General features: G+C 65.5%; 11 protein-coding genes and 1 pseudogene. 7 read left to right on the forward strand and 5 right to left on the reverse strand.

What is annotated here, in order from left to right:
• Positions 1 to 35: 35 nt before the first annotated feature.
• Both QFZ57_RS05655 and QFZ57_RS05660 read right to left on the reverse strand, forming a co-directional pair.
• Positions 36 to 650: a GerMN domain-containing protein gene (locus tag QFZ57_RS05655; RefSeq protein WP_306629458.1), complete on the reverse strand. Its 615-nt coding sequence runs from the start codon at positions 648 to 650 to the stop codon at positions 36 to 38.
• A 184-nt stretch (positions 651 to 834) separates the two neighbouring features.
• The gene (locus QFZ57_RS05660; protein WP_306629459.1) at positions 835 to 1392 is read right to left on the reverse strand and encodes an NAD(P)H-dependent oxidoreductase; all 558 of its coding nucleotides are present in this window, start codon (positions 1390 to 1392) and stop codon (positions 835 to 837) included.
• Positions 1393 to 1511: 119 nt separating this feature from the next.
• On the opposite strand from QFZ57_RS05660, the gene QFZ57_RS05665 reads away from it, so the two are divergent.
• The 6 genes from QFZ57_RS05665 (at position 1512) to QFZ57_RS05690 (ending at position 9613) form a co-directional block, all read left to right on the forward strand.
• Complete coding sequence (locus tag QFZ57_RS05665; RefSeq protein WP_306898642.1) at positions 1512 to 2123, forward strand: TetR/AcrR family transcriptional regulator; 612 nt, start codon at positions 1512 to 1514, stop codon at positions 2121 to 2123.
• 356 nt (positions 2124 to 2479) lie between these two features.
• Complete coding sequence (locus QFZ57_RS05670; protein ID WP_306898644.1) at positions 2480 to 3463, forward strand: ABC transporter permease; 984 nt, start codon at positions 2480 to 2482, stop codon at positions 3461 to 3463.
• 2 nt (positions 3464 to 3465) lie between these two features.
• The gene (locus QFZ57_RS05675) at positions 3466 to 4461 is read left to right on the forward strand and encodes an ABC transporter permease (protein ID WP_306898646.1); all 996 of its coding nucleotides are present in this window, start codon (positions 3466 to 3468) and stop codon (positions 4459 to 4461) included.
• Complete coding sequence (locus QFZ57_RS05680) at positions 4458 to 6656, forward strand: dipeptide ABC transporter ATP-binding protein (RefSeq protein ID WP_306898648.1); 2199 nt, start codon at positions 4458 to 4460, stop codon at positions 6654 to 6656. Before QFZ57_RS05675 ends, QFZ57_RS05680 begins: the two co-directional genes overlap by 4 nt.
• Positions 6657 to 6705: 49 nt before the next feature.
• Positions 6706 to 8421 carry an ABC transporter family substrate-binding protein gene (locus tag QFZ57_RS05685; RefSeq protein ID WP_306898650.1) on the forward strand — a complete coding sequence of 572 codons (1716 nt, stop codon included), beginning with the start codon at positions 6706 to 6708 and terminating at the stop codon, positions 8419 to 8421.
• Positions 8422 to 8539: 118 nt separating this feature from the next.
• Positions 8540 to 9613, forward strand: a complete 1074-nt coding sequence (locus tag QFZ57_RS05690) for a Gfo/Idh/MocA family protein (protein ID WP_306898652.1) — start codon at positions 8540 to 8542, stop codon at positions 9611 to 9613.
• Between the two features lie 25 nt (positions 9614 to 9638).
• Here QFZ57_RS05690 and ald read toward each other — a convergent pair whose 3' ends face one another.
• Positions 9639 to 10757 carry an alanine dehydrogenase gene (gene ald / locus QFZ57_RS05695; RefSeq protein WP_306629465.1) on the reverse strand — a complete coding sequence of 373 codons (1119 nt, stop codon included), beginning with the start codon at positions 10755 to 10757 and terminating at the stop codon, positions 9639 to 9641.
• Between the two features lie 134 nt (positions 10758 to 10891).
• Here ald and QFZ57_RS05700 point away from each other — a divergent pair.
• A pseudogene (locus QFZ57_RS05700) lies at positions 10892 to 12212 on the forward strand (PucR family transcriptional regulator).
• On the opposite strand, the gene QFZ57_RS05705 reads toward QFZ57_RS05700, so the two are convergent.
• Both QFZ57_RS05705 and QFZ57_RS05710 read right to left on the reverse strand, forming a co-directional pair.
• Positions 12209 to 13036, reverse strand: coding sequence for an alpha/beta fold hydrolase (locus tag QFZ57_RS05705; protein WP_306898655.1), 828 nt, complete (start codon positions 13034 to 13036; stop codon positions 12209 to 12211). The pseudogene QFZ57_RS05700 and the gene QFZ57_RS05705 sit on opposite strands and share 4 nt — an antisense overlap.
• A complete protein-coding gene (locus QFZ57_RS05710; RefSeq protein WP_306629467.1) occupies positions 13036 to 13458 on the reverse strand; it encodes a helix-turn-helix domain-containing protein in 423 nt (140 codons plus the stop codon). Before QFZ57_RS05710 ends, QFZ57_RS05705 begins: the two co-directional genes overlap by 1 nt.
• Positions 13459 to 13474 lie beyond the last annotated feature (16 nt).

Below are 13474 nucleotides of genomic sequence, written 5' to 3' on the forward strand. Positions count from 1 at the left end.
TGTTGCCCGCAAAGCAACAGTTGTTTATCTACGATTTAACGGCCACGAACCTGCTCCAGCTTCAGGTAGTCCGCGAGCGTCTCTCCATTGATGTAGATGTCAGCCCTGACGGCACCCACGGCCTGGAGGGCGGTCTGGGTGAGTTGGGCCTCTATGCGGGAAAGGTCGCAGGTTCCGCCGGGCTTCAGGTGTCCCGCCAGGTAAACCGTGACCGTGGTGCCATCAAAACTTCCCGACAGGAACTTCAGCCGGTGGCCGCCCAGCGCGTTGTACATGCCACCGGGCTGCTGTTCCTCACCGAGCAGGGCGCCGATCGCCGCTTTGAGCCGCGCATCCCCGGTGCTGCCTGTCCGCGCGGAGCCAACCAGGCTGTCGTTGCAGCCGAAGCGGACGCCCTGCCGCCCGCCGTCGTCCACCAGCACGAAGTACACCGTAACGGGCGGGGCCGCAGCTCCGGCACTGCTGCCCTCAATTGTGGCGGGAAGGAGGGCCAGTGGGGCTGCGCTGGTTCCGGTGTTGCCGCCGGTTGCGGGGAGGGAAGGCCCTTCGGGCTGGGGGAGAGGGAGGCTGCAACCAGCGAGCAGCAGTGCCAGGCAGCCCGCCGCCAGGGTGCTGCGCCCACAGCCGTCCCAACTCCATCTTTTTGCCATGCGGCACCGTCATCCGATCGAGGAGGTCCAGTGGATTAACGCTACGGCGGCCCGTGCCCGGTGCAGATGTCCGGGAGGTACCGGTTGGGACAAGAGTTGGTCACGGCGGCACCGGAGTGACAAAACGCGGCAGCGCCCGGCACGCGAACTGCGTGCCGGGCGCTGCTTGGTTGCGGGGGGGTGGCTAGGCGGCCGGGGCTGCTGCGGCCAGGGCGTCGAAGATGCCCTTGATCTGCTCCACTACCTCAGCGTCGTCCTTGGGGTGGACTTCGGCGAAGCGCACCATGGAGCCGGGGACGGCGAGCTTGACGTCTTCCAGGATCTGCGCGCCTGCGATGCCGGCGGCCTTGCGGGCCTCATCCTGGGCCCAGACACCGCCGTACTGGCCAAACGCAGTACCGACGACGGCGGTGGGCTTTCCTGCCAGGGCGCCGGCGCCGAAGGGGCGGGACAGCCAGTCGATGGCGTTCTTCAGGGCAGCGGGGACGGTGCCGTTGTGTTCGGGGGTGACCAGCAGGAGGGTGTCAGCCTTTTCAGCTGCGGCACGCAGTGCTGCGGCGGCAGCCGGGACCTGGCCTTCGACGTCGAGGTCCTCGTTGTAGAACGGAATATTGCCCAGGCTCTCGTGGATCACCACGTCCACCTGCTCGGGGGCGTTGAGCTGGATGGCTTCCGCCAGCTTCTGGTTGGTGGACTCGGCACGGAGGCTGCCGACGAGGGTAAGGACTGTGCTCTTGGTCATGGGAACTCCTGGCTAGCGGGCGGCGGGGGCCGCGTTCGGATAAACAGAGGCTCAAAGAGCCTTCATCAGACTAAAACGGACCATGGTCCGCTTCTATTCCCCACCGCTAGACTGTCCTTGTGAGCTTCATCCCAGTGCAGCCGGGAACCGCGCCGGTAACGGCTGCCGAACGCCGCGACGCAGCCCGCAACCGGGAGCGCCTCCTGGTGGCTGCCCGGGAACTGATCGAACAGTGCGGGGCCGCGGCGCTGACCATGGACCGGCTGGCGGAGCATGCCGGGGTGGGCAAGGGTACGGTCTTCCGCCGTTTCGGCAGCCGGGCAGGCCTGATGCTGACGCTCCTGGACGACTCCGAGGCGGCTTTCCAGTCCCGCTTCCTGTTCGGGCCGCCGCCCCTGGGCCCCGGCGCGCCGGCCCTGGACCGGCTTGTGGCCTTCGGAGCGGAGCGGATTGCCTACGTGATGGAGTATGGAGACCTGGTCCTTGCCGCCGGAACCGGCCCCCACGGCGGGTTCGACGTCCCGGCTGCCGCCCTCTGGAACCGGCACGTTGAAATGCTGCTGCGGGAGGGCGGCCCCGGACTTGGGGAGCCGTGGCTTATGGCGAGTTCCCTTACCGCCACGCTGGACCCGGAAAGGCTCATGCACCTCATCCGGGTACACGGCGTCACGCCTGAGCGGCTCTCATCATCATGGCGCGAGCTTGTGACAAGGGTGGTATTGGGCGCGTAGGTTAGCCCCCATTGTCGGTTCCGTCCAGTCAAACGAACTTCACAGAACTATTCATAACGATCTGATACGGCGCGGTGGAATTCCGGGGATTCCGGCACTTTCAGGGATGGGGCTTGTGATAGTTTCCTCTGGAATGTGACCCGCGACATAGTCCACCAGGACCTGCCCATGGGGCTGCGGGAGGCCAGCTACCCGCTGGTGCAGGACCCGGTGAGGCGGCACGAACCGTGCTTGTCCGGGGGAGACGGAAGGATCCAGCAGAGATGGTTGTTTTGTCCGGCAGCACGGCACACCAGTGGACACCGGAGTGTCCCTCCGTCCACTACCCGGTGGCGCCCGCGAAGATATAGCCGGCCATGCTCAAGTACCTCGCCAAGCGCGCCATCACCTACGTGGTGATGATCTTCCTGACCACATCAGCCGGATATTTCCTCGCCGTAAGCTCGCTCAAGCCCGCGCTGCTCGAACAGGAGCGCATTCCCCGGCCCACGCCTGAACAGGTTGCCAACTCGATGCGGCTCAAAGGCCTCGATCCGGACCTCAGCCCGTGGGAGCGGTACGTTGACTGGCTGACTGCCATCGTGACGCGGTGGGACTGGGGCAGGAGCCCCAACGGCGCCTTCATTAACGCCGAGTTTGGGGACCGCGTGTGGATCTCCACCCGGCTCTTCCTGGCATCCATCATCCTGACGCTGGTTATCGGCGTGGCACTTGGGGTTTATTCAGCAGCGCGGCAGTACAAGTTCCAGGACAGGGCCATCACGTCCTACAGCTACCTCGCCTACATTGTTCCGGCTCCCATTGCCTACTTCCTGGTGCAGCTGGGCGCCATCAGCATCAACGAGTCAGTTGGTGACCGCATCTTCTTTGTCACCGGAATTTCCACCCCTGGCCTCCAGCCGGGCTGGCCGCAGTTTGTGGACATGCTGGCGCATTATGTGGTGCCCACGGTGGCGATCACCCTCGTGGGGTGGGGTGCGTACCAGATCGCGCAGCGGCAGTACCTGCTGGACAACGTGAACGCTGATTTCGTCCGCACGGCCCGGGCCAAAGGCCTGACCAGGAACAAGGCGATCTCCCGGCACGCGCTTAGGGTTTCGTTCATCCCCGTGGCGCAGAGTATCGCGTTCACCATTCCGGCAATCTTCGCCGGCGGGTTCTTCGCTGAAAAGATCTTCGCCTGGCCCGGTGTCGGCTCCTGGAGCATCGACGCCATCTCGCTCCAGGACGTCAACGCCGCCACGGCCACGCTGGCTTACGGCTCCGTGATTTTCGCCCTGGGGGCTGTCCTGGCGGACTTCGCCACCACGCTTGCCGACCCGAGAGTGCGGGTGCAGTAGCCGTGACCAACCTGAACGCCGTTGACCCGGCAGCTGTAGCGCAGGACGCGCACCTGGAAAACGCCGACGTCGTCATCGGCAAATCCACCATCATCTTCCGCCGCTTCCTGCGCAACAAGACCGCCGTCGCGGGCCTGGCCGTCTTCCTGGCCCTGACTGTTTTCTCGTTCGTCGGCGGTTTCCTCACCCAGTGGGACAAGGAAACCATCGACCCCTTCAACATCGGGATGCCGCCGTCGGCGGAGCACTTCCTGGGCACGTCCCAGGCCGGAATCGACCTCTATGCCATGACCGTGGAGGGCACCAGGATCTCCATCCTGATCGGCCTGGTGGTGGGCTTGGTATCGGTCCTGGTCGCCGCCGTCTACGGCTGCACCATGGCCTACTTCGGCGGCAAGGTGGACAAGGTCATGTTGTTCGTCCTGGAGGCGCTGATCATGATGCCGGCGCTCCTGGTGGTGGCCGTCGCAACCAGCGGCGGAGGCGCAGGGCTTAAACGCAACCTTCCCTCGTGGCTGCTGCTCATCATCGTCCTGCTGGTGTTCAGCTGGATGGGAACGGCCCGCCTGATCCGCTCCATGTCCATGTCCCTCATGCAGCGTGACTTCGTCAAGGCGGCCCAGTACATGGGGGTGCCGCCGCGCCGTATCGTGTGGCGGCACCTGGTGCCAAACATCGGCTCGCTGCTGATCCTGGACATCACCCGCGGTGTCACGGCAGCCATCCTCGCCGAGGTGGCGTTTTCCTTCATCGGCATCGGCATCAAGGTCCCGGATGTGAGCCTCGGCGTGCTGATCGGCGGTGCCACGTCCCAGGTGCAGACCTTCCCGTGGATGTTCTGGGTGCCGCTTACCGTGATGTTCCTGCTGACCGGATCCCTGGCCATGATGAACGACGGCCTGCGTGACGCTTTTGACCCCAGCTCCAGTTCCACCGGCAAGGCCAAGAAGGCCAAGGCCAAGGCCCGGAAAATCCCCGCGGAAAAGAAGATGGCATGAGCAGCGAAATCACCACCGGAGCCATGGACTCGGCGCGCTCGGACGTGGAGCGCCTGCACGTGGCAGGACTGCACGCCCCTACCGACGCAGTCCTCTCGGTCCGTGACCTGAATGTCCGCTTCGACTCTGAGAACGGCGTGGTCCACGCGGTCAGGGGTGTCGACTTCGACCTGATGCCCGGCAAGACGCTGGGAATCGTGGGTGAATCGGGTTCCGGCAAATCGGTCACGTCCCTTGCCATCATGGGACTTCTCCCGCCCGCGGCCCAGGTCTCCGGTTCCGTCCGGCTCAAGGGCCGGGAACTGCTGGGACTGAGCGACAAGGCCATGTGCGAGTACCGCGGGAACGACATTGCCATGGTCTTCCAGGACCCGCTCTCCTCCCTCACACCCGTGTTCACGGTGGGCACCCAGATCGTCGAGGCGCTGACCATCCACAACCCCACCATGAGCCGGGCAGCCAAGGAAGCGCGCGCCGTCGAACTTCTGGCCATGGTGGGAATCCCCAGCCCCAAGGAACGGCTGAAAGCCTTCCCGCACGAGTTCTCCGGCGGCATGCGGCAGCGCGTCATGATCGCCATTGCCATCGCGAACAACCCGCGCGTCCTGATCGCGGATGAGCCGACGACGGCCCTGGACGTCACCATCCAGGCCCAGGTCCTCGAGGTGCTCCACGCGGCACAGGAGGAGACCGGTGCCGCCGTCGTGATGATCACGCACGATCTCGGCGTCGTGGCCGGGATGGCGGACGACATCATGGTCATGTACGCGGGAAAGCCCGTGGAAACCGGCGCCGTGGACGACATCTACTACAACCCGCGGATGCCGTACACCATGGGCCTGCTCGGCGCTGTGCCCCGCGTGGATGTGGCGGAGAAATCCTCACTCGTTCCCATCGAGGGAATGCCGCCCAACCTGATCCACGCCCCCACCGGGTGCTCGTTCGCCCCCCGCTGCCCCCTGGCCTCGGACGCATGCCTTGACGGCGAGCCCGCCCTGGCCCCTGTCAACGGCGGGGCGCTGCACCGGGCGGCCTGCATCAAGTCCGATTCGTTGGGCCGAACGGTGGATGTCCACGACGTGTTCGCCGCCCCGCCGGTGGCAGTGTCCCGCTTCGATGCGATCCCCCGTACTGAACGGCCCGCCGTGCTGCGGCTCACGGACGTGCGGAAGCATTTCCCGCTGACCCGGGGAGCCCTGATCAAGCGCAGGATCGGCACCGTAAAGGCCGTGGACGGCCTGAGCTTCGACATCCGCGAAGGTGAATGCTTCTCCATCGTGGGGGAGTCGGGATCGGGAAAGACCACCACTCTCCTGGAAATCATGGAGTTCCACCCGGACCAGGACGGCGAGGTGGTGATCGGGGGCCTCAGCAACAAGCAGGCGGCGGACGCGAAGACCAAAGCCAAGATGCGCCGCGAGCTCCAAATGGTGTTCCAGGACCCCACCGGCGCCCTGGATCCCCGGTTCACGGTATACGAAGTCCTGGCCGAGCCCTTGCAGAACGCGGGTATGGACCGGGTGGCCATCAAGAAGCGGATCATGGAGCTGATGAAGCTCGTGGGCCTGCAGCCGGACCACGTCAACCGGTTCCCCAACCAGTTCTCCGGTGGGCAGCGGCAGCGGATCGGGATCGCCCGCGCGCTGGCCGTGAACCCCAAGCTGGTGGTCCTGGACGAACCCGTCTCCGCCCTCGACGTTTCAGTCCAGGCCGGGGTGATTAACCTCCTGGACCACCTTCGCGCGGAACTTGGCCTGAGCTACCTGCTGGTGGCGCACGATCTGTCCGTGGTGCGCCACATCTCCAACCGGGTGGCGGTCATGTACCTGGGCAAGATTGTGGAGATCGGCGCCGTGGACCGGGTGTTCGACAACCCCCGGCACCCGTACACCCGTGCGCTGCTCTCCGCCATCCCCGTGCCGGACCCGCAACTGGAACGCACCCGCGAACGGATCATTCTCCAGGGCGACCTGCCCTCGCCGCTGCAAGCCCCCAAAGGCTGCAACTTCGCCACCCGCTGTCCTGTCTTCGCGGCGCTGCCGCCGGCCAAGCAGGAAAAATGCCTCACCCTGGAACCGCCCCTGGAAGCCGCGGCCTCCGCGGCGGACCAGCAGTTCGCCTGCTTTTTCCCCGACGGCGAACTGGATGAGGACATGCTGGTGGTCCACGAACCGGCGGACCACCATGCGCCCTAAGACTTCTCGACCCACAAGCACCACCACTCGCACCAATGAAGGGAAAACCATGAGGAAACTGAACAGGATCGGCGGAGCTGCAGCCGTTGCTGCGGCCCTGGCGCTGACGGCCTGCGGCGGTGGCGGTGCCAGCGGCCCCGAAACAGCCAAGGGACAGGAATCGGGAAGCGACCTGTCCAAGCTGATCAGCATAAACGAGAAGCCGGCAGCCGATCTTCAGCAGGGCGGCAAGATCACCCTTCCGCTGGGGAACATCGGTCCCGACTTCAATGGGTTCTCCAACAACGGCAACAGCGCGGACAACTCTGCCCTGCAGGTTCCCATGAACCCGGTCGCCATGAACAGCGGCGGCATGGGTGGCTGCTGGAAGGTGGACTTCAAGGGCAAGATCACGCCCAACACGGATTTCTGTGAGTCGGTGGACAGCGAGGTCAAGGACGGCAAGCAGACCATCACCATCAAGGTGAACCCCAAAGCCACCTACAACGACGGCACGCCGATCGACGTCAAGGCCTTCAAGAACACCTGGAACATCCTCAAGAGCCCGGATGCCGGCTACGACATCGTCAGTTCGGGCGCCTACGAGTTCGTCGAGTCTGTCGAGGCAGGCAGCAGCGACAAGGAAGTCATCGTCAAGACCAGCCGGCCGGTCTTCCCGGTGGATTCGCTCTTCTTCGGTCTCATCCACCCCGCCGTGAACAGCCCCGAGGTCTTCAACGAGGGCTTCAACGGCAACCTTCATCCCGAATGGATGGCCGGGCCCTTCAAGCTCGACCAGTACGACACCGCCGCCAAGACAGTCACGCTGGTGCCGAACGACAAGTGGTGGGGCCAGAAGCCCGTCCTGGCCAACGTGACCTTCCGCCAGCTGGAAACCAGCGCACAGATCGCCGCGTTCAAGAACGGTGAAATTGACGCCATGTCCGCCAACACCATTTCGCTCTACAAGCAGCTGGACGGCACCAAGGACTCCGACATTCGTCGCGGCCAGCGCCTTTTTGCCGGCGGCCTGAACCTGAACGCCCAGCGCATCACCGACGTCAATGTCCGCAAGGCCATCTTCGCCGCCGTCGACCGCGAAGCCCTGCGCAAGGTCCGCTTCAACGGCCTGAACTGGGAGGAGCCCAGCTCCGGTTCCATGATGCTCCTGCCGTTCTCCGAGTACTACCAGGACAACTACCCGGTCAAGGAAACCGGCGCGGACGCGGCCAAGAAGGTCCTCACCGACGCCGGCTACACGGCCAACGCCAACGGCATCATGGAGAAGGACGGCAAGCCCGCCGCCTTCAAGATCAGCAACTTCGGTGACGATCCCACCACCCTGGCCGTCGCCCAGACCCTCCAGAAGCAGCTCCAGGCCGGCGGCATGGACGTGGGAATTGACCAGCGCGCCTCTGCCGACTTCGGCAAGGTCCTGGGCAGCCGTGAGTTCGACCTGAGCATCTCCGGCTACACCGTTGGTCCGGATGCCACCGATGCCGTGAAGCAGTACTACGACTCCAAGACCAACGAAAACCAGTTGGGCGACGCCGAGCTGGACAAGAAGATCGCCGACCTCGCTTCCATCGAGGACAACGCCGCCCGCAACAAGGCAGCCATGGAGGTAGAAAAGGAGCACATGGCGAAGTACTTCTCCATGGGTGTGGTCTTCAACGGACCGCAGATCTCCTTCGTCCGCACCGGCCTGGCCAACTACGGGCCGTCCCTCTTCCAGAGCCTCTCGCAGGTTCCGGACTGGACCACCATCGGTTGGGAAAAGAAGTAACTTTCCTCCTGCGGGTCCAGCCGCATAACGAGAGCCGGCATCCCTGGTTACCAGGGTGCCGGCTTCTTGTTTGCCGGGTCTTGTTTGTCGACGCCAAGTCAGCGGTAGCGTAGCTTCCATGACCGGAACTGAAGGCGACCCCCGCACCATCCGCACTGCCGTCGTTGGCTACGGGCTCGCCGGCAGCGTGTTCCATGTGCCCTTGCTTGACGCCAACAGCAGCTACTCGCTCGACTGCATTGCCACGTCCGACGCCGGGCGGAAGGCGGCTGCCTCATCACGGCTTCCGGGGGCGGAAGTGGTGCGCGACGCCGCCGCCGTCCTCGAACGGGCAGCTGACCTTGACCTTGTGGTGCTGGCCACGCCGCCCGCGACGCACCTTCCGCTGGCCAGGGCAGCGCTGGAGGCGGGGCTGGACGTGGTGGTGGACAAGCCGTTCGCGGTCACCAGCGACCAGGGGCAGGAGCTCATTGATGCGGCGCGGCAGCTGGGCCGGGTGCTGACGGTGTTCCACAACCGGCGGTGGGACGGGGACTTCCTCACCCTGCGGAAGCTGCTGGCCGCCCAGGCCCTTGGTCACGTGACCAGGTTCGAGTCCCGGTTCGAGCGCTGGTCTCCTTCCATCGCCAAAGCCTGGAAGGCACGGGCCACGGCTGCCGACGGCGGAGGCACCCTGTTCGACCTCGGCAGCCACCTGATCGACCAGGCGCTGCAGCTTTTTGGTCCTGCCGCCGTGCTCCACACCGAACTTAAGGCCCGGCGGTCCGACGAGCGGGCGGATGATGACGTCTTCCTGGTTCTCCGGCACGATTCCGGTGTGTTCAGCCACCTGAGTATGAACATGCTGTGCGCCCAGCAGGGGCCGCGCTTCCGGGTGCTGGGCTCGGTGGGCGGGTTCACCAAGAACGGTACGGATCCGCAGGAGCCCTACATCGCCGCCGGCGGCAGCCCGCTGGATCCTGCTTATGGCCAGGAAGCCCCGGAGTGGGCAGGCCTCCTGGGCCGTGACGGCCACCTGGATGCCCTGCCCACGGAGCGGGGCGCGTACCCGGAGTTCTACCGGATCCTGGCGGACAAGATCCTCGACGGCGGCACGGCGTCTGCCCTGCCCCTCCCGGTAGACCCGGAAGACGCCGTCGAGGTCCTCAAAATCATAGAAAAAGCACGCGAACTGGCCACCGGAATGTCTTAATCCGGAACGCTGGACGAACTACGACTTACGCAGAGACCAGTTCGTGCCAGTCCTTTACAAGGGGCAGGTCGTGGGCCTCGGACACGGAGTGGTGTGCCACGTGGCCTGCGGCAATGTTCAGGCCGGCGGCGAGGGCGGGGTCGCGGTCGAAGGCTGCCTTCACGCCCAGGTTTGCCAGGGACACGGCGTAGCGCAGGGTGACGTTGGTCAGCGCGTAGGTGGAGGTGTTGGGCACGGCGCCGGGCATGTTGGCCACGCAGTAGAAGATGGTGTTGTGCACCTTGTACGTGGGTTCCTGGTGCGTGGTGGGGTGGGTGTCCTCGAAGCAGCCGCCCTGGTCCACAGCGATGTCCACCAGGACGGAGCCGGGCTTCATCCGGGCCACGAGGTCGTTGGTGACCAGCTTCGGAGCCTTGGCGCCCGGGATCAAGACGGAACCGATCACCAGGTCGGCGTCCACCACGGACTTCTCAATCTCGTATTTGTTGGACGCGACGGTCTTCAGCCGGCCCTGGTACTGGGCGTCCAGTTCACGCAGGCGGTGGATGTTGATGTCCAGGATGGTGACGTCCGCACCCAGGCCCAGGGCCATGGCTGCGGCGTTGGTGCCGGCAACACCGGCGCCCAGGACAACCACCTTGGCGGGGCGCACGCCGGGCACGCCGCCCAGCAGGACGCCCTTGCCGCCGGCCGGAGCCATCAGCGAGGTGGCACCCACCTGGACTGACAGGCGGCCGGCAACTTCGGACATGGGGGCGAGCAGCGGCAGCGACCGGCCTTCCTGCACGGTTTCGTAGGCGATGGCGGTGACGCCGGAGTTGATGAGCTCCTTGGTCAGCTCCGGCTCGGCGGCCAGGTGCAGGTAGGTGAAGAGGATCAGGCCCTTGCGGAAGCGGTGGTACTCGGACTTGATGGGCTCCTTGACCTTCATCACCATGTCCGCGCGGGCCCAGACGTCATCGGCTTCGTTGACGATCTCGGCGCCGGCGATTGAATATTCCTCGTCGGTGATGCCTGAACCCAGGCCGGCCCCGCGCTCCACCAGGACGGTGTGTCCGTGGGTCCGGAACTCGTGGACTCCGGCCGCGGTGATGGCCACGCGGAATTCGTTGTTCTTGATTTCTTTGGGGACGCCGATGATCATCGTCTGCTCCATTGTGTGGGCCCGGTAGGCCGTAAAGACGGAAAGGATTTCGTGGTTAAACGATAAATCCCGCTGTGAGCCAGACGACATGTATGCCGCCTGAAGCATGAGACAAAAACCGCGTCAGAAAGCGGATTTTGCCCTGCGCAGCGCGACACGTGTCGAGTTCCAGAGCGTCAGGTGTCGCCTCGTGTCCGTTCGTCCGGGGTGCTTGCCAGGCAGTAGTGTTGGCCCATGCAGCAGCAGGGTGTGGAACAGCTCGTGGAAGAGGTGGCGCAGAAGCTTGGACGCGGGCTGTCCCTGGAGGACCTGGACGGCCTGCTGCTCGCCTACAGCTCCAACCAGTCCCACGCTGACCGCGTGCGCGTGAATTTCCTCCTGAGCAAGAAGGTCCCTGCGGACGTGAGCGCATGGCAGCTTTCACACGGGATCGCCACCGCCGTGCGGCCGGTTGTGGTTCCGGCCAACCCGGACCTGGGCATGCTGGGCCGGGTCTGCGTCCCGCTTATGGTGCGGGGTTTCCGCGTGGGCTACCTCTGGGTGCAGCAGGACTCCGCGGAAGAAAGCCCGACGGCGATCCTCACCCAGCTGCCGGCCGTCAACCACGAGCTTGAGCTGCTGAGCGGTCTCCTGCTCGACTCGAACACGGCGGAATCTGAATTCCGGAGGGGCCGGGAGCGGGAGTTTCTCGCCGCCTGCGCAGGAGAACCCAACGCCGTGGCCGCCGTGGCAGGCTGGAAGGAAGTCCAGGGGCGGGGCCCGTGGCAGATGGTCACGGTACTCGATGCGGACGGCTGGGCCAGCGGCCCGGACCCCATTGCGTCCACCCTCATCCACCGCTCAACCGCGCTCCAGGCAACGGTGGGAGTGGACGCTGCGCTGTTCAGCGCCGGCACGGAAACCCATTCCGTGGTGCTGTTCCGCGAATCGACGGGCCGGGCCAACCATGCCCAGGTCCTGGTCCACTACCAGCTGGAGCTGGCCAAGCGCTCCGGCCGGCCGGTCCACCGGATCATCCTGGGCATCAGCGAGGGCTTCTCAAAGACCCGCCAGCTCTCCGAGGCATACCGGCAGTCACGGGTGGCAGCCCAGGCGGCAGCAGTGGACCCGCAGCTCGGCGAACTGGTGGACTGCCGCGCAACGGGCGTGTACCAGCTTCTGGCCTCGGCCGGGGGAGGGGTGGGGGCGTGGGCGGACTCCGCTTCGGTGTACTTCCGGATGCTTGAGGACCACGACCGCAACGGCGAGCTCATTCCCGTCCTGGAGCTGCTCTACGACAATGACGGATCAGTCCAGGACGTGGCGGGCAAGCTCCACCTGCACCGCAGCAGCATTTACAACAGGCTGGGCCGGATCCGGCAGCTTTTGGGGGTGGACCCCCTGAAGGGGCTGCCCCGACTGGAACTGCATGCCGCACTGAAGATGCGGCGCTGGGCGGCGAGGCCCAGGATTTAGGGCTGGGCGGACTGGGGTGCAGTGAACGACCTGATGGCTTCGGCCACGGCGTCGGGGCGCAGGTGCTGTGCCACATGGCCGGTCCTGGGGATTTCCACGAAGGTCCCCTGGGACGCAGCCCGGGAGAGCTCCAATGACCATTCCGGTCCGGCCACGGGGTCGTGGCTGCCACGGAGGACCAGCACGGGGACATCGATTCCCGGCAGCCTTTTCTCGGTGGGGTAAGCCATCATGACGGGCAGCTGGGCGAAGTACCACCGCGGCCCGCACCGGAAGTAGTCGGTGATGACAATCCAGTTGGACGATGGGCTCTCGCGGAGCAGGAAGTCAAGGAACAGCGCCAGGCCCTGGCGCCGGACGGTGCGGTGCCGGGCGTCCACCACGGGTCCCATCAGTACCAGCTGCCGGGCCTGCCCGGGTGCATAAAGCGCCGCCTCGATGGCGAACTGCACACCCATGGAGTGTCCCACCAGGATGTAGGCGCCAATGCCGCTTGATTTCAGCGCCTGGGCGATGAAGGCGCCGTAGTCCTCGACGGACAGCTGCCGCCCGGGTTTGGGCGTTCCAGCAAAGCCGGGCAGGTCCAGCGAATAGGTGGGGGCAGAATTGGCAAGCTCGCCGTGCAGGCGCCGAAGGTAGCGGTGGGAAACGCCGATGCCGTGGACGAGGATATAGGCGGGTGTTGCCGAACCGGCCGCAGCGTCCCCCGGGGCAGGCGTTCCGTCAGCCCAGAGGATCCGCCCCCGGAGCCCGTGGGCGTCCACGTCGCCTGACCGGAGCCTGGGGTCTTTCCTGCCCCACGGCCAGGCCACGCGGGCCGGCACTATGCTCCCACGCCGGCGTCGTCCCCGGCGTTCTTGTCATGCTTGCGCTTCTGCTCGGCAAGTTTCTGGTTTTCAAGCCAGGCCATGATGGCCGCCTGCCGGATCCGGCGGTGCGAGCCGCGGTACTCGACCGGGATCTCACCGCGGTCCGTCATGTTGCGCAGGTACGTGTGCGAAATCCCCGCCAGCTCCGCGGCCTGGGAGGTGGTGAGCATTTCCTCCACGCTGGTCACGGTCACGGTTTCGCCGCGGCTGAGCCGGGCCAGGAGATCCACGACGGCGTCCCGGGCCTGGCCGGGCAGGCGGTGGACCGTGCCGTCCACGAAGACGGTGATGTCATTGCTGTCCTCGAGGGCGCGTGCGAGGGCCGCTGCCTCGTCTGCGGGCAGGCCGGCTGTCACGCGGGGGGCTATCAGTGCCATACAGGAAGCCTAGCGC

It is taken from the genome of Arthrobacter sp. B1I2 (genome assembly GCF_030816485.1).
In the GTDB taxonomy this organism is placed as follows: Bacteria; Actinomycetota; Actinomycetes; order Actinomycetales; family Micrococcaceae; genus Arthrobacter.

Coding starts and splice junctions, on each gene's coding strand:
- QFZ57_RS05710 (WP_306629467.1), bottom strand. CDS start 13,458: ATGGCACTGATAGCCCCCCGCGTGACAGCCGGCCTGCCCGCAGACGAG.
- QFZ57_RS05655 (WP_306629458.1), bottom strand. CDS start 650: ATGGCAAAAAGATGGAGTTGGGACGGCTGTGGGCGCAGCACCCTGGCG.
- QFZ57_RS05670 (WP_306898644.1), top strand. CDS start 2,480: ATGCTCAAGTACCTCGCCAAGCGCGCCATCACCTACGTGGTGATGATC.
- QFZ57_RS05685 (WP_306898650.1), top strand. CDS start 6,706: ATGAGGAAACTGAACAGGATCGGCGGAGCTGCAGCCGTTGCTGCGGCC.
- ald (WP_306629465.1), bottom strand. CDS start 10,757: ATGATCATCGGCGTCCCCAAAGAAATCAAGAACAACGAATTCCGCGTG.
- QFZ57_RS05660 (WP_306629459.1), bottom strand. CDS start 1,392: ATGACCAAGAGCACAGTCCTTACCCTCGTCGGCAGCCTCCGTGCCGAG.
- QFZ57_RS05680 (WP_306898648.1), top strand. CDS start 4,458: ATGAGCAGCGAAATCACCACCGGAGCCATGGACTCGGCGCGCTCGGAC.
- QFZ57_RS05690 (WP_306898652.1), top strand. CDS start 8,540: ATGACCGGAACTGAAGGCGACCCCCGCACCATCCGCACTGCCGTCGTT.